The sequence below is a fragment of the Sediminispirochaeta smaragdinae DSM 11293 genome (assembly GCF_000143985.1).
In the GTDB taxonomy this organism is placed as follows: domain Bacteria; phylum Spirochaetota; class Spirochaetia; order DSM-16054; family Sediminispirochaetaceae; genus Sediminispirochaeta; species Sediminispirochaeta smaragdinae.
On the sequence record NC_014364.1, the window covers coordinates 3,976,037 to 3,992,056 of the forward strand.

General features: G+C 52.4%; 14 protein-coding genes. 6 read left to right on the plus strand and 8 right to left on the minus strand.

Annotation, left to right across the window (positions count from 1 at the left end; translation table 11 throughout):
- Window positions 1-13: 13 nt before the first annotated feature.
- Genes nuoF through SPIRS_RS18615 form a run of 4 tightly spaced genes read right to left on the minus strand, consistent with a single transcriptional unit; the run spans window position 14 to window position 3,258 of the window.
- Window positions 14-1,801, minus strand: a complete 1,788-nt coding sequence (gene nuoF / locus SPIRS_RS18600; protein WP_013256233.1) for an NADH-quinone oxidoreductase subunit NuoF — start codon at window positions 1,799-1,801, stop codon at window positions 14-16.
- Between the two features lie 13 nt (window positions 1,802-1,814).
- Complete coding sequence (locus tag SPIRS_RS18605) at window positions 1,815-2,207, minus strand: (2Fe-2S) ferredoxin domain-containing protein (RefSeq protein ID WP_013256234.1); 393 nt, start codon at window positions 2,205-2,207, stop codon at window positions 1,815-1,817.
- A gap of 14 nt (window positions 2,208-2,221) precedes the next feature.
- Complete coding sequence (locus SPIRS_RS18610; protein WP_013256235.1) at window positions 2,222-2,773, minus strand: ATP-binding protein; 552 nt, start codon at window positions 2,771-2,773, stop codon at window positions 2,222-2,224.
- On the minus strand, window positions 2,773-3,258 hold the full coding sequence (locus SPIRS_RS18615; protein WP_013256236.1) for an NADH-quinone oxidoreductase subunit NuoE family protein: 486 nt from the start codon (window positions 3,256-3,258) through the stop codon (window positions 2,773-2,775). The genes SPIRS_RS18610 and SPIRS_RS18615 overlap by 1 nt, the downstream gene beginning before the upstream one ends.
- Window positions 3,259-3,584: 326 nt before the next feature.
- On the opposite strand from SPIRS_RS18615, the gene SPIRS_RS18620 reads away from it, so the two are divergent.
- Window positions 3,585-4,244: a redox-sensing transcriptional repressor Rex gene (locus SPIRS_RS18620; protein WP_013256237.1), complete on the plus strand. Its 660-nt coding sequence runs from the start codon at window positions 3,585-3,587 to the stop codon at window positions 4,242-4,244.
- On the plus strand, window positions 4,234-5,091 hold the full coding sequence (gene rmuC / locus SPIRS_RS18625) for a DNA recombination protein RmuC (protein WP_013256238.1): 858 nt from the start codon (window positions 4,234-4,236) through the stop codon (window positions 5,089-5,091). Before SPIRS_RS18620 ends, rmuC begins: the two co-directional genes overlap by 11 nt.
- A 7-nt stretch (window positions 5,092-5,098) precedes the next feature.
- Here rmuC and SPIRS_RS18630 read toward each other — a convergent pair whose 3' ends face one another.
- Window positions 5,099-6,190 carry an endonuclease/exonuclease/phosphatase family protein gene (locus SPIRS_RS18630; RefSeq protein WP_013256239.1) on the minus strand — a complete coding sequence of 364 codons (1,092 nt, stop codon included), beginning with the start codon at window positions 6,188-6,190 and terminating at the stop codon, window positions 5,099-5,101.
- A gap of 121 nt (window positions 6,191-6,311) precedes the next feature.
- On the opposite strand from SPIRS_RS18630, the gene SPIRS_RS18635 reads away from it, so the two are divergent.
- Together SPIRS_RS18635 and SPIRS_RS18640 are read left to right on the plus strand one after the other, a co-directional pair.
- Complete coding sequence (locus SPIRS_RS18635) at window positions 6,312-8,243, plus strand: AMP-dependent synthetase/ligase (protein ID WP_013256240.1); 1,932 nt, start codon at window positions 6,312-6,314, stop codon at window positions 8,241-8,243.
- 31 nt (window positions 8,244-8,274) lie between these two features.
- Window positions 8,275-9,399, plus strand: coding sequence for an N-acetyltransferase (locus tag SPIRS_RS18640; protein ID WP_013256241.1), 1,125 nt, complete (start codon window positions 8,275-8,277; stop codon window positions 9,397-9,399).
- A 13-nt stretch (window positions 9,400-9,412) separates the two neighbouring features.
- Here SPIRS_RS18640 and SPIRS_RS18645 read toward each other — a convergent pair whose 3' ends face one another.
- Window positions 9,413-10,024: an ATP-dependent Clp protease proteolytic subunit gene (locus tag SPIRS_RS18645; protein ID WP_013256242.1), complete on the minus strand. Its 612-nt coding sequence runs from the start codon at window positions 10,022-10,024 to the stop codon at window positions 9,413-9,415.
- 139 nt (window positions 10,025-10,163) lie between these two features.
- Here SPIRS_RS18645 and era point away from each other — a divergent pair, with 139 nt between their 5' ends.
- On the plus strand, window positions 10,164-11,048 hold the full coding sequence (gene era / locus SPIRS_RS18650; RefSeq protein ID WP_013256243.1) for a GTPase Era: 885 nt from the start codon (window positions 10,164-10,166) through the stop codon (window positions 11,046-11,048).
- A 14-nt stretch (window positions 11,049-11,062) separates the two neighbouring features.
- Here era and lysS read toward each other — a convergent pair whose 3' ends face one another.
- Window positions 11,063-12,640 carry a lysine--tRNA ligase gene (gene lysS, locus SPIRS_RS18655; protein WP_013256244.1) on the minus strand — a complete coding sequence of 526 codons (1,578 nt, stop codon included), beginning with the start codon at window positions 12,638-12,640 and terminating at the stop codon, window positions 11,063-11,065.
- Window positions 12,641-12,769: 129 nt separating this feature from the next.
- Between lysS and SPIRS_RS18660 the strand changes: the two genes are divergently transcribed.
- Complete coding sequence (locus tag SPIRS_RS18660; protein ID WP_013256245.1) at window positions 12,770-14,440, plus strand: Na/Pi cotransporter family protein; 1,671 nt, start codon at window positions 12,770-12,772, stop codon at window positions 14,438-14,440.
- On the opposite strand, the gene argH is transcribed toward SPIRS_RS18660, so the two are convergent.
- Window positions 14,437-15,801 carry an argininosuccinate lyase gene (gene argH, locus SPIRS_RS18665; protein WP_013256246.1) on the minus strand — a complete coding sequence of 455 codons (1,365 nt, stop codon included), beginning with the start codon at window positions 15,799-15,801 and terminating at the stop codon, window positions 14,437-14,439. The two genes, SPIRS_RS18660 and argH, sit on opposite strands and share 4 nt — an antisense overlap.
- Window positions 15,802-16,020: the final 219 nt, after the last annotated feature.

The following is a 16,020-nucleotide window of genomic DNA, read 5'->3' on the forward strand; positions in this document are numbered from 1 at the left end:
GTTTCCTCCTTAGCTACCGTACGTAGACGGCGTCGAATTTACATGCTTTGTAGCATTCACCGCACTTGATACAAATATCATGATCGATTTCATGAAGCTGTCTCCGCTCTCCGTTGATGGCATGAACGGGACACTTTCTGGCACATACACCACAACCGATACATTTGTCGGCGAGGATATGGTAGCTGATCAGCGGTTTACACTTTCCTGCGGGACAACGCTTATCCTTGATATGCGCCTTGTACTCGTCCTCGAAATAATGGAGGGTCGACATGACCGGGTTCGGAGAGGTCTGGCCGAGACCGCAGAGACTTGCCTTCTGCATCGCCTTCCCGATGGTCTTGAGCCTTTCGATATCCTCCATCTCTCCTTCGCCTTTTGTGATTCGGTCAAGGATGTTGTAGAGGGTCCGCCCGCCGACACGGCAGGGAGCACACTTTCCGCAAGACTCTTCAACGGTAAAACCGAGATAAAACTTGGCGACATCGACGATACAGTCGTCTTCGTCCATGACGATCATTCCGCCGGAACCCATGATAGAACCCAACTTCTGTAGCTGTGAATAATCGATGGGGGTATCAAGATAGTCGGCGGTAATAACACCACCGGAGGGGCCACCGGTCTGCACAGCCTTAAAAGCCTTGTTTCCGGGGATCCCGCCGCCGATATCGTAGACAATCTCTCGTAAGGTGGTTCCCATCGGGACCTCTACCAAACCGGAGTTTCTGATCTTTCCGGTAAGGGCGAACACCTTTGTCCCCTTGGAATCTTCGGTTCCGATCTTGGCAAACCAATCGCCGCCGCGGGAAATAATGACGGGCACATTCGCCCAGGTTTCAACGTTGTTGATGACCGTGGGACAACCCCAAAGTCCCTTGGTAGCGGGAAAGGGAGGCCTCGGTTTCGGCATCCCTCGTTCGCCCTCGATGGAGGCGAGAAGAGCGGTTTCTTCACCGCAGACAAAGGCACCGGCACCAAGTCTGATCTCTATATCGAAATCGAAACCGCTGCCAAGGATATCTTTGCCCAAAAGGCCATACCCTCTCGACTGCTCCATGGCGATCTGGAGGCGCTTGATGGCAAGAGGATACTCGGCCCGAATGTAGATATAGCCCTGATGCGCACCGACGGCGATACCTGCGATAGTCATCGCTTCGATGATCGAATGAGGATCACCCTCAAGGGTCGATCTGTCCATATACGCACCGGGATCACCTTCGTCGGCGTTACAAACGATGTATTTGACATCGCCGGCAGCCTGTTTGGTGAAGTTCCATTTCATCCAGGTAGGAAAACCGGCTCCGCCACGGCCCCTAAGCCCTGCGGTCTTCAATTCATTGATGATATCCTCGGGCTTCATATCGAAGAGGGCTCTCTCCAGCGCCTTGTAGCCGTCTCGGGCTATATATTCATCGATATTTTCGGGATTTATAACACCGCAGTTTCTCAAGACAATACGAAACTGCTTCTGATAGAACTCAATATCCTCGACTCTTGCCCGTTTTTTACTCTCGTCTCTATTGTACAACAGCCGCTTAACCTCACGGCCCTTGACGATATGTTCGGAAATGAGCTCTTTTGCATCTTCGGGCGAAACACGTACGTAAAAAGAATCTTCAGGAAGAATCTTGACGATTGGTCCCTGTTCGCAGAAACCGAAACAACCGGTTTTTACGACCTGGACCGTATCCTTTAAGCCCTGGGCCTCACATTCCGCAATGAGGTTCTTGAATATTTGGTCCGATTTGCTTGATTCACAGCCGGTACCGCCGCAGACAAGAATATAGTTTGTAAATGCCATGTTCCGGTTCCTCCTATTCTACAATGTCGGCGGCGGGCCGGTCGTAGATATGATCGTTGACCAGAGCCTTACCCTGGATGTGTTTACGCACAATCTTTCGGGCCACCTCTGCATCAACCTTACCGTAGATCACGTCGGGCATATCCGGCATAATTACCTCAACCGTGGGCTCAACATAGCAGAGCCCCATACATCCGGTTTGCGTTACCATCACCTTGTCGGTGAGCTTTTTCTCATCAAGCTCCTGAAGGAAGGCATCGAGTGTCTCCTTCGCACCGGCCGCGATTCCACAAGTCCCCATTCCGACAATGATCTGTATGTTTTTATCAGCAACATCTCGTTTATTGAGTTCTTTTTTCTTGGAATCTCTCAACTTCCTGAGTTCTTCCAGGGTCATTTTTGCCATCTCTGGCCTCCTCATTAGTCTCTATCATCTTCCTGACTTATTAGGAAGGTTCGGAGAAGCGACAGGGAAGAAGCGCTCCGGAAATCTCCAAGCGCATCTGCAAGCTCGCTCCTGGTAATTTCGTACCGATGAAGATCATCACCGGATTTCAAGCTACGTCGAAACACCATTTCGTACTCGCTGCTCCAGGTAAGGGCAGGGAGAAGAAAAGCAGGCAACGCCCCGATCGGAGGCAGATCAATGTTATCCTTCGGAAGAACAAAAGAGATGCAGGTCCCTTTTCCTTTTTCCGAAACAATCTCGACCGTTCCATCGACCTGTTCGACCATTTGCAGTAAGAAGGGAATACCCAAACCTACTTTCCTTTGGCGGTGTTTTGTTCCGTCCGAGTAAAACGGGTCTTTCGCCCGTTCCAGCTCCTGCTTGCTCATGCCGCAGCCGTTGTCACGAAGTGTTACGGCTATCTGTCTCTCATCCTCATCGAAGCTCAACTCAATGAGCGATGCCTTTGCTTCGATGGAGTTCTGGACAAGATCAAGCAGAAGATCGCAGACGGACTCGTGCATCAGCTCTCCTGAAATTTCGCCAGTATCTCCGGGAGTTGCTCCTTGGTCAGTTTTCCGAACACTTCATCACCGATCACCATCACGGGAGCAAGGCCGCAACAACCGACACAGCGTACGGCTTCAAGCGAAAACTGTCCGTCGGGAGTAACCTGATTGACACCAATCCCGAGAATATTCTCGAGTTCCTGAATGATGTCCTCCCCCCCCTTCAGATAACACGCAGTCCCCATACACACCTGAATATTGTGTTTCCCGGGTTTTGTCAGCTTAAAGAAATGATAAAACGTGACCACACCGTAGATTTTTGCCAGTGGGACATCCAACATTGAGGCAACCCGTTTTGCCGCTTCACGAGGAATATAACCGAACTCTTCCTGAACCTTATGCAGGATCATAATCAAGTTTCCCGGCTTATTTTTCCACTCCTCAATGAAGGCAACCAACGAATCAGAGAATTTCATCTCAACTTCACTCTGCACAGACATGGAACCTCCAAAAAAAATTTAACATCTACCCAACACAGTTTCCCTGAGCATATTAGAGCAAAAATCAGACAAAAGGCAAGATAATAATCACTTCTTTTATTTATATTGTGAAAAAACATTGGAAAATGATTGCACCAAAGAATAATAAACAGTAGTATGAAGTGATTTTTGTGAAATGCGTTTTTTAAATGTTCGAGTTTGCAACAAAGAACAACAATTAGGGCTTGCAAAAAAATGAAATATAGCACATTTTCTATTATATGCTATATGTTTCACAGAAAGCACGTAATTTTTCTTAAAAACCAGAACAAAGGGAACGGTAAAGTATGAATAAGGATATTATTCTCAGACTTACCAGATACAAAAGACTTTTGTACAAATTAAAAGCCCTCGGTTTTGAGCGAGTCTTCTCAAACAATCTCGGAGATGCGATTGGCGTAACACCCGCCCTGGTACGAAAAGATTTTTCAACCCTTAACCTCCCGGGTAACAAGCGAGGGGGCTACAACATCGATATGCTTATCGAACGGCTGGACAATCTTCTCGGCAGAGACCAGCCCCAGCATGTCATTGTTGTCGGTTGCGGCAGGATTGGAACGGCACTGATGCAGTACAGCGGTTTTTCTACCGACGGTATAGAATTTGTTGCAGGCTTCGACATCCGACCCGAGGAGGTACGGCCGCCCTCCACCATTCCGGTCTACGGAATGGATACACTCGAAGATTTCATTAAGGAACATCATATCAAGGTGGGCGTTATCGCCGTACCCGATACCGAGGCCTCGAAGGTGCTTACCCAGATGGTGGAAGCCGGTATCAGGGGTGTGCTCAACTTTGCACCGGTAGAATTGAAGTGTCACAATGAAGAGTGCCACAGCAACTGCATCATCCACAATGTAAATATCGCGTTGGAGATTGAACACCTATTTTACCAGGTAAACGCGAAAGAAGCCGGGGAAGAGGAAGACGGCAACTGTGCCGATTGATCTACTCTCGATTGCCCTTATCGGCATTTTTCTCCTTTTTCTTCTCCTTCTTATCATTTTCTTTAGAAGACGGCCTTCTCAAACCGTCGATCAGACCTTACTGCGGGAAAGCTTCAACCGCCTGGAAGAGATGGCCCGCAGGCTGGACGATATCGGTCGCATCTTTTTGTTGCCCCGAACAAGGGGAGGAATCGGAGAAACCCTCCTGGAACAGTTGCTTGGCAACTGGCTTCCTGCTGCCGCATGGAGACGACAATACCGTTTTTCCGATGGGGGAAGGGTTGATGCCGTCATCCGCGCAGGCTCCTTTTTGGTTCCCATCGATTCAAAATTCCCCCTGGAACGGGTTGCCGGACTGCTGAAGGATGATACCACAGGAGAAGATCGGAGGATTCCGCCCGCAGAACGAAAGGTATTTACCGCCTACGCGCGGGAAATCTCGGAAAAATACATCCGCCCGGAGGAAGGGACCCTTCAATTTGCCCTCCTTTATCTTCCATCGGAACATATCTATTATCGCTGTTTCGTTGAAGACCCATCGCTCTCGGAAGAACTCCTATCCTTCCACGTGGTACCTGTCGGCCCTTCGGCACTCTTTCTCTATCTCCAGACAGTGGCCTACGGTCTGAAAGGGCTCTCCCTCCCGCAGAAAGCCAAAGAACTTCGTTCCCATATCCAAAGAATCAAGTCGGAGACCGAGCGCCTGGAACGCCTCTTTTCAACCTCTTCCACACATCTGAAAAACCTTCAAGCCAGCTTCGACGATTCCCGTACAGCCCTGGCAAGACTATCCACAACCAGTCATCGCCTTGGCGATGACAACACTGAAGCCTCCGAAAAGGAGTAGCACACGATCATTCGGAGCGAAGGGTTGCCACAATCGGAAGATGATCTGAATAACCATAGCCATCCCGCATACGATAGGAAACCGGAATCCCATCCTCATCACACCAGGGAGCTTCAGCCGCAACGCTGAAAGAGTCAAGGTCGATCCCCCTGCCGTCGACCAGCGCCGCGGAAAAAAGCATATGATCGATACCTTCCCATCCCCCCCGATAGTAGTAGCTTCCGTTGCAATCGCAGCTTGGCCAGGGAGTATACAGAGGAAGCCCGCAACCATCGGCTCCTGCATCTTCCCGATCTCCGCTAATCCATAAGCCCTCAGCTTCATCGAAGAGTACGCCACCATTCTCAAGCTCCCCGGATTGCCTTTTCGCCGAAACAGGAAGCAAGGCCGTCTGGTATGCACCGCCGACAAGGTCCCACTCATTCCATGCCTCGTTGAGGTCGCCCACGACAATCACCTGCCGCCCCTCAAGCTCCTGTATGCGCTTTCGGACCAAGGAGGCCGAGGCAATACGAAGGGGCTCAGTATCCTCTGCACCACCGGACTTTGATTTCCAGTGGCAAACAAAGAGAAAAAGGGGCTCCCCCTCTTCCATCTCAAGCTCGACTTCAAAGATCGGCCGAAGCGAGGGAGAAGAAGGCAGATGGATCGACCTGGAGCGGGCCTTGCGAATAGGGAAACGGCTCAAAATTCCAAGCTGTACCGCCGAATCAGCCCCCTGGGAAGCGGCCCAATAGTCGTATCCAAGCCCCTGCACGTAATCGTTTGCCAGATCATCAAGAACACCCCCATGCTCGATCTCCATAAGCATGACCACATCCGCACCTCCCGGCACGGCCAGCCTGATCACCTCCGAAAGCGAAGCCAGTCGCCCCCGGTAATCCCCGAGGCCCCAGCCCGAAGCAGGATCGAACTCCGGATATTCCGTCCCGTCGTCCCGAGCATCGAATACGTTTTGCACATTCCAGCTCATGAGAGAGATGCGGTCATCACGCCGGGACTCCGTGGGCCAGGAACATCCCGTACAGGAGGAAAGAAAAACGGCCATTGCGAAAACGAAAAATTCGAAAGATAAAATAGTGATTTTTCCCTCTTTCATAATTGTTAAGACTCGTTAAGCGGTTCATACTATTCAAAATTTTCCTTTTTTCAGGGGAAAACTTTCGATACGGCTACTACTGGTTTATAATATGCAACCAGAAACGTAAGAAGGAGGCACCATGCGAACAATTGTTACGCTGCTACACCAGGCCGAAAAACGGTATGGTGACCGTCCCTATCTCACAACCAAAACAGACGAAGGGTGGAGTCCGATATCCTTTCACAGCGCGGATACCCTCTCCCGGACCGCCGCAGCCTGGTTTTTACATCAAAAGGGGAAGAGAGGCGATCGGGTTGCCCTCCTCGCCGAAGGACGCCCCGAATGGGTTATTTCAGAGTTCGCAATGATCAAGGCGGGCCTCGTGTCGGTCCCCCTTTCCATTAAGCTCCTCTCCGAAGAAGTTCCCTTCAGACTGAACCACTCCTCGTGTCGGTATGTGGTTCTCAGCCGTATCACCCTTGGAAAACTTCTCGATACCTGGAAGCAGGTAGAGACAAAGCCACTCTTAATCCTCCTCGACGATCCCGATGACGACGAGCATAATCGAATGGAGGGGCTGGGCATCACCAAAGGCCCGGGATGGATAAGCTGGAGCAGCATCATCAAAGAGGGACGGCTTCTACTTGAAGCGGAACCGGAACTGGTCGAGCAGTCGGAAGCGCTCATCGCAGAAGATGATACGGTCAATATCTGCTATACCAGCGGGACCACGGGAAACCCCAAAGGGATCATGCTCACCCATCTCAATTACTGGACCAATGCAAACGATGCGGTAAACCATTTCAAGCTTCCCGATGCCGAATGTGAAACCCTGGTGATCCTCCCCCTCGACCACTCCTTCGCCCACACCGTGGCGATCTATGCCGCTCTTGCCCGGGGAATCACCCTCCATTTTGTGGATGCCCGCGGCGGATCCATGAGTATACTGCGAAACATCCCAGTGAATCTGACCGAAACAAACCCGACCTTTCTCCTTACGGTCCCGGCCCTTTCCGGGAATTTCATGAAAAAGATCATTCACGGCATCGCTCAACAGGGAAGCCTCGTTGAGAAACTGTTTCATAGCGGCATTACAGCGGGGATAGTCCTGGAGGGGGACGGCTTTCACAAGCCATCCCTGTCGACAAGGTTACGCTACACGCCGATACACCGCATGGCAAAGGCCCTGGTCTTCAACAAGGTCAAGGCAATCTTCGGCAACCGCATCGGTTTCTGTGTCGGAGGCGGCGCCCTTTTAGAGGTAAAACAGCAACAGTTTTTCGCGGCCCTGGGTGTTCCCATCTTTCAAGGCTACGGTCTGACCGAGGCCGCCCCCATCATCAGTGCAAATACTCCCCACAGGCACAAATACGGCACCAGCGGAAGCATCATGCCTTCGGTAACCTGTAAGATCATGAAAAGCGAAACCGAGGAGGCAAAGGTCGGGGAGATCGGCGAAATCGTCATCAAGGGCGACAACGTCATGAAGGGATACTACCGTAATCCCGAGGCTTCGGCAGAGGCCCTCAGGGATGGTTGGCTATGGACCGGGGATCTTGCCGCCTATGATGAAGACGGATTTCTGGTGGTGGTGGGCCGGCAAAAGGCGCTCCTGATCAGCAGCGACGGGGAAAAATATCCCCCGGAGGAGATCGAAGAGGCGATAAGCAATGCAAGCGACGCCTTCAACCACATCATGGTCTACAATGAACAGCGGAAGTTTACCACTGCTCTTGTTACACTGAACGAAGAGCACTGCCGACAACTTTTTTATAGGGAAGGGGTACAGGAGGCCCACAAGGCCCTCGAACTCATCAGGGAGGAATTCTTCCGCTTCAAAGAAGCCGGGAGAGGAGGGAAAAAGGTACCCTCGGCCTGGGCCCCCGCTTTTTTTGAGCTCATCGGCAAGCAATTTGACGAAAAAGAGGGCCTTATCAACAGCACCATGAAAATGGTCCGCTACAAGGTGACCGACCGCTATCGTGACCGGATAGAGGCAATGTACCAAGACGAGGACTTTTTTAACCAACGAAACATAGAGACCTTACAAAAGCTCTTTGACCTTCGTTGAAGATAACAGACCCACCACGTAAGGAGTCCCTATGGATATTGAGTTGAAAGCGGTTAGAACCTCTGCAGATAGAAAAGCTTACGCCCTCTTTCCTTTCTCCCTATTTAAAAAAGAGCCCCTCTGGGTCCCTCCGCTTCTGCAGGATGAGCTTAAGGTGCTCGATCCCGCGAAGAACCCGTCGCTGAAATTTTCACCCCATGAAAGCTGGATCGCCTACCGCGATGGAAGGGCCGTCGGAAGAATCACCGTCCTTATCAACACCCGTCTCAATGAGGCAAAGGGAGAACATGAGGCAAACTTCCATATGTTTGACTTTATCGACGATATCGAAGTCTCCGGAGCACTTCTTGAAAGGGCCGCCGCCTGGGCCGAAGAGAAAGGAGCAACGGCCCTCACCGGTCCCCTGGGCTTCCACCATCTCGAGCATCTCGGCTTTTTGGCTGAAGGTTTCGAAGAGCTGCCGACCATAGCCGGGCCCTGGAATCCCCCCTACTACATCGAACATCTGCAGAAGCTGGGCTATGAAAAAAAGACCGGCTACATCGAGTTTCGTATTACCGTTCCGAAAGAAATTCCCGATAAGCTTCGCCGCCTCAACGAACTGATAAAAAAGCGAAGCAAACTGACCCTTGTGAACTTCCAAAATAGAAAGGAGGTCCTCCCTTACGCCCATGAAATCTTCGGGATTATCAATGAAGCGTACAGGCCCCTGTCATCGGTAGCAGATATCGCACAGGAAGAGATCGAGCTCCTGATACAGCAATACTTTTCCTTCGTCCTTCCCCAATACGTAAAGGTTGTGAAGAATGAAAAGGGGGATGTGGTAGGCTTCGGCGTGGCAATGCACTCCATGAGCAGGGCCTTTCAAAAGGCAAAGGGCAGACTTTTTCCTTTTGGCTTCATTCACATCCTGCGTGCGCTCAAGCACGAGGAAACCCTGGACCTCTATCTTGTCGGGGTACTGCCGGAATATCAATCCATGGGAATTCCCGCCCTGCTGATCTACGAAATTCTGAAAACCAGCATGGAACGAGGCATCAAATGGGCAGAAACCACTGCAGAACTTGAGGACAACCATAGGGTCCAGGAACTTTGGAGCATGTTCGAACGCCGCCAGCATAAGGCGCGGAGAATCTATAGAAAGCTTCTCACCTAATTATGAGTGCCCTCTACACTCCGAGTTCGTCACGGGTTTTTGCCACTCTGGAAATCAAACCGTAATCAACGGCCTCTGTTCCATTGAGCCAGTAATCACGATCGGTCTCTTTTTCGACCTTATCGAGGTCCCTGCCCGTCTCTTCACTAATGAGTTGGTTGATCCTGATCCGCAGTTTTTGAAGCTCCCGGGCATGAATCTCTATCTCGGTGGCAACACCGCGAATCCCGGAAAGGGGCTGATGAATCAGATAATGGCTGTTGGGCAGACCGATGCGGTGCTCTACAGGGGCTGCCAAAAGAATAATGGCTGCGGCACTGGCAACCAAGCCCATGCCGATGGTGTACACATCGGGCTTAATGAAACGCATCATATCAAAGATGGCAAAGCCTGCATCGGCATCGCCTCCGGGGCTGTCGATAAAAACCTTGATGGGATCATCGCTTTGAGCTTCCAGCAAGATCAACTGGCGCACTACCCGTTCGGCAAGCTCCTTGTTGATCTCTCCGGACAAAATGATGGTTCTCGTCTCCATCATCTTTTCCATCAGCGGGTCGGGACCGCCCTTTTTGGCATCATTGGTATCGTTCTCTTCCTCTTCGATCCGGAAGATGGAATCTCTCATATCTGTTCCCCTCTTACTCTTTGCTTGCTTATCTTTTGAGTATACCAACAAGCAAAGCGAAAGGCAACGCACTTCGTTCCATAGCTTCGTTCCATAACCGGCATAGCCTTGAGAAAATGCCGGTCATGGGATAGACTCCATGGCAATGAAATCAGCATGGATAACCCTTATCGGCCGCCCCTCGGTGGGTAAATCGACCCTGGTTAATTGCCTTTGCGGTAGAAAAATCTCTATTGTGGCCCCTTCTCCCCAAACCACAAGGAGTACCGTCAGGGGAATCCTCACCGAAGAACGGGGACAGTTGGTGTTTGCCGATACCCCGGGCTACCACATCTCGGATAAGAAACTGAATCGTTACCTAAAAACGGCGACCGAAGCAGCCCTGGAAGAGTGTGAATTAGTTCTCTATATCATCGACGCCACAAGGTCGGCGGGGCAGGAAGAGCGGGAGATAGCAGGGCTTCTCGCTCCCCTGGCCGAAAAGCTTGTGGTTGCGATCAACAAAAACGATCTTCCGGAAGCCTCTGTCCCAGCCGCCGAAACGGCAGCCGCCGAGGCCTTTCCCGGTCGGCCGATTTTCACCATATCCGCCGAAACAGGCGAGGGAACCGAAGCGCTTTTGAACACCCTCTTTGAGCTCTCCCCCGAAGGGGAACTCCTCTATCCCGAGGAGTTCTACACCGATCAGGACCCGGAATTCCGTGTCACCGAGATCATTAGGGAACAGGTAATCGGAAGGCTGAGGCAGGAGCTGCCCCACGCCGTCTACGTTGCCGTCGAAGATATGGAAAGCGACGGGAAGGGGGAAAAGCTCTGGATCAGGGCCGTTATTTATGTCGAAAGGGAGAGCCAGAAGGGAATCGTCGTAGGAAAGGGCGGAAGCGGCATCGCCGCCATACGGAAAGCATCCCAGGCCGAGATCGCCCGCCTTTTCCCCTACCGCATCTACCTCGACCTGCGGGTCAAAAGCGATCCCAAGTGGCGTAATCGGGACCAGCTTTTGAAACGCATGACCGGTAATTAGCGATTGCGTACCAGCTAGGAAAGTACTCGATCAAGAATGGCAAGGATCTTATCCCTCCCGACGGTTAGGATGAAGGAGGCAAGTCGCGGCCCCTTTTCCTTACCAATGAGAACCTGGTAGCAGAGGGTAAAGAGCTCCTTTGCATCAAGACCGGCCTCTTCCGCCACGGCATAGATCGCCTCGGCAAGGCTCTTCTCGTCGTGATCCGCCAAGGCATCGACCTGATCGCGGAGAAGAGAAAGGGCCTTCTTCTCCGAATCGCTGATCTTAGGCAGTTCATCGCCGCTCTTTCGCAGAGAGAAACGAAAATCCTCGGGACTGAAGGTGGTGATCCAATTCCAGGCACAGCGACAGCGTACCTCAAGCCTTTTGCGCTGGAGCGGCTTCAGGTCCGGATAGAGATCGAGCACCGCCTCTATGTCCCCCTCATTAACCTGAAGAAGGTTGCAAAGGTGGCGAAGGGGTACCTGATAGGGCATCACCCCGGGAAGGTCAGATACCTGAGAAAGCTCGTAGATGCGCTTCTCCTTATCCGCCTTTTTGGCACTGATCTCCTGGACCCCGAAATAAACCCGTTCACATTTATCGTAGTCTTCATAAATCTTCAGCACATCAAGGTCGAAGCTAATGGCGAACTCGGCATTCGGCCTGGTTCCGGCAAAGAGATAGCGCACGATCTCGGGTTGGTAGACCTCAAGGACATCGGGAAGGGCGATGACCTCACCGCTGGAAGAAGAAATCTTACCGCCCCGCCCCTTTATCCTGATAAAGTCGTACTGAAAGGAAACAGGGGCCTTTCCCCCGTAGACCTGCTCAACAACCTTACGGGCTGTATCGAAGGAACCGCCTTCCGAATGGTGGTCCTTTCCGGCAGGCTCGAAATCCACCCCTTCCAGGGCCCAGCGCATGGGCCAGTCAACCCGCCAGGGTAACTTCACCGCAGCGGTCGTACGAAGATCGAGGGACTCTTCCTTGCCCGTCTCATCGCAGCGGTAGCGCAGGCCCCACTCGCCGTCCCAGTCGAGAACGGTGGTCGTGTCCTTATCGGTGAAGGTGGAAAACACGGAAACAGGCCACCACTCATCGGGAAGGGGGCTGGTCCTGTGCTCATTCAAAATCGCGCGTATGGTATCACGCTTTTCAAGGGCCTGCCTGATCCCTTCCGCATAGTAGGAAGAGCGGTATCTGGATGCCTGATAGATGTACTCAGGTTCGACCCCTACACCGGGCAGAAGAGCCTCGAGCTCCTTCTCGTTGGCCTCGGCATAGCTTGCGTAACGTCCCGAGGTATCGGGAACAATGGTGATCGGCTTGCGCAGATAGGTCTCAAGCAATTCCGGCTTGGGCATATTCTTGGGGACCTTACGAAAGACATCGTAATCGTCCCAACTGTAGATAAAACGAACCTTCTTGCCCCGCTCCCTCAGCGCTCTGACAACCAATTCAACCGAGATAATCTCTCTGAAATTACCAATATGGACCGTTCCCGAGGGGGTAATCCCTGAAGCACAGGTGTAAACCTCTTTATCGCCCCGTTCACGGATAATCTTCTCGGCGGTAACATCCGCCCAGTGGAAAGCATTCGTACTCATAGAAGGCCATTATAGGCAGATAAGCCCAAGGCACGCAAGCGGTCCCAAAAGGTCGAAGTGCCGGACAGCTACCTTCCCATTATCTTTCGTTTCTGTTATTTTTTCGTTACATTTCTATCAGGAGTACCAATGATCTATACCATCCTCCAGATAGCGGGGAGCCTCGGACTTTTCCTCTTCGGAATGCGAACCATGAGTGACGGCATCCAGAAGGCGGCGGGAGAACGCCTCCAGGCTATCCTTAATTTTATGACCGGCAACCGTTTTGCGGCCATTTTTACAGGATTCGCCATTACGGCCATCATCCAGTCATCATCCGCAACCACCGTCATGGTCGTCAGTTTCGTAAATGCAGGGCTCCTACAGCTCACCCAGGCCATCGGTGTCATTATGGGTGCGAACATAGGAACCACCGTTACCGGATGGATCGTGGCGATCCTCGGCTTTAAGGTAAAAATATCGGCAATGGCCCTGCCGGCTATCGGCATCGGCCTACCCCTTATCATCATCAAAAAACTGGAAAAAGAAGAGGTCGGAGAGGCCATCATCGGCTTCGGCATTCTCTTCCTCGGTCTATCCTTTCTGAAGGATTCCGTTCCTGACATAAAAAACCATCCCGAAATTCTTCAATTTCTGAGTAACCTTACCGGCAGCGGTCTCGGTCCCTTCCTTCTCTTCGTCATGGTGGGCACGCTCCTAACCATCGTCGTGCAATCCTCCTCTGCCGCCATGGCCATCACCCTTACCATGGCATATGCAGGATGGATCGACTTCCAAACCGCCGCAGCCATCGTCCTCGGAGAGAATATAGGAACCACCGTCACCGCCTATCTTGCATCCATAGGCACAAGCGTAAACGCACGGAGGGCAAGCCGGGCCCACACCCTTTTCAATGTTTTCGGTGTCTTCTGGATGATGATATTCTTCCGTCCCTTCCTTGCCATGATAAATATGATGGTCCCGGGAGATGTCTTTGCCCCCGGCAGCGCAAATCTCATCCCGAGCCATCTTGCAATGTTTCATACCATGTTCAACATCACCAATACCATCATCTGCAGCTTTTTCATCAAACAGATCGCTCTTGTTGTAACAACCCTCGTTCCGGAAGAAAAGGGAAATGTGTCGGGAAATTATCGTCTCAAGTACATATCGGCGTCCCTTCAGGACACGCCGGAGCTTTACCTTCTGACGATAAAGAAAGAGCTTGCAAAAATGACGAGCATCGTCAGCGAGATGTTCGACCGCTTTTGGGAGGTCTTCGATCATCCGGATAAAAAAATGGGCGGCGAAGTCGAACGACTGAAAGGCATGGAAGATTTTACCGATCAGATGCAGGAAGAGATAACACGATTTCTCTCTTCATGCAGCCTGGACAGCATGAACAAGGTAAGCGCAGCCAATGTTTACAGCATGATGAGAATCACCAACGAACTGGAAAGCATAGGAGACGGCTGCTATAACCTTATCGTCCTTGCCGAACGTCGATACAAAAAGAAGCTGAAAATCGACAAAGAGGCCGTCGAAGATCTGCGCCCCTATGCAGATCTGGTCCATGAATTCCTTGAATTCATAACAAGTCACCTCAACGCGCACCTTTCCCGGCAAGACCTTGAGGTGGCGCAGAAGATAGAGACGAAAATCAACAAGCGGCGAAACACCCTGAAAAAGAACGCTACCAAGCGACTTCAGCACGGCGCAGAAGTCAAAGCGGAGCTCCTCTATATCGATGTCGTTCGTCACGTCGAACGGATCGGGGATCACTGCCTGAATGTCGCCGAGAGCCTGCGTCAGGTCTACTAAACGACAGAAAAATCGATTCCCAGCAGGGCCTTACGGGCCTCGGCCCAGCGGCCGCGCCGTGAAGCCAGCCGCTCCCGTGCTCCGTCGATCCCCTCCTGACTCAAGTCCAGCCGCAAATTTCCGGCAGTTCCTGCGGCGGTGCGGTTACGAATACTCTCCACCGGGTCCCGTCCGCTTACCTGGTCCAGCTCCGTTCCCACCTTTCGATAGGCATCCCGAAAACTCATGCCCCCGGCAACCAGCTCCAGCGCCGCATCGGTGGCGAAAATCTCGGGGGTAAAGGCGTCGAAAAGCCGCTGCCGGTTCACTTCGAGGCGGGAGATGGTACGCTCCATCACTAGAGCGGCCTGAAGAGCAAGCTCAAGACCGAGGATAAAGGGTTCCTTGGTCTCCTGAAAATCACGGTTATAGCCGCTGGGAAGGGAGCGAATGATGCCCTTCACCTGGGATGCCCAGGCGCTCATTGAAGCGGCCTTTGCCCGCATCAGCTCAAGCCCGTCGGGGTTCTTCTTCTGCGGCATAATACTCGATCCGGAGCACAGCTCTTTCGGCAGAGAAAAATAGCCGAACTCCGGAAGGGAAAAGAGGATGAGGTCCTGACTCATCTTGCTGAAGGTCTGCATCAGCTGATCGAGGGCGTCGAGGATCATCGCCTCAAACTTTCCCCGACTGTTGTTCGCGTATAAGACATTATTCTGAAGCTTGGAAAATCCCAGGAGCCTTGCACTCATCTCCCGGTCCAGGGGCAGAGGCACACCGTAGCTTGCCGCAGAGCCCAGGGGGCTTTGATCGTACATAGCGATGGTAAACTCAAGGAGGGCAAGATCGTCGCCGATCTCCTCGGCCCAGGCCGCAGCCCACAGCCCTACAGAAGAGGGCATGGCCACCTGCATGTGGGTCCGTCCCGGCATGGGGACATCCCTATTCTCTTCGGCACATTTCAGGAGCCACTGCTGCAGATCAAGCCCCGCCTCAAGCACCTTACCGGCAGCCTCTCTACCGTAAACCCGCAGGGCCGTAAGTACCTGGTCGTTTCTGCTCCGCCCGGTGTGGATCTTCTTTCCCGCATCCCCGCAGGATGCAACCAGAAAATTCTCAATGGCGGTATGGCAATCCTCATCCTCTCGACGGATCGGAAACTCTCCCTTCTCATCGGCCAGGACGATAGCCTTCAGCCCTTCGAGCAACAGCTCCAGCTCCTTTCGCTTCAGGAGCCCCACAGCCTCGAGCATGGTCGCATGGGCGGCGCTTGCCGTGCAGTCGGCGGCCACAAGCCTCCCGTCAAGCTCCCAATCACGTCCGACGGTGAACGCTTCGATCAGGGTATCGAGCTCGTACCCCTTCTGCCACAACTTTGCCATTTATAGCTCCTTCTTTGCTATTTCCTTATTTGGGCGCCCCGGACCGCCGGAGCGGTCCGGCCGGCTGTGCTCCGGGGTCCGCCTCACGGCTTCCGTCCGGCTTCGCCGGACTGCCTTCGGCACCCTCCGCCTGCCTGGCGCGGAAAGAATTCACAGCAAAAACCATACTCACAGAAAGAAGCCCTGTCAACGCTCGGCCTTCGCGTTGACAGGGAGGAG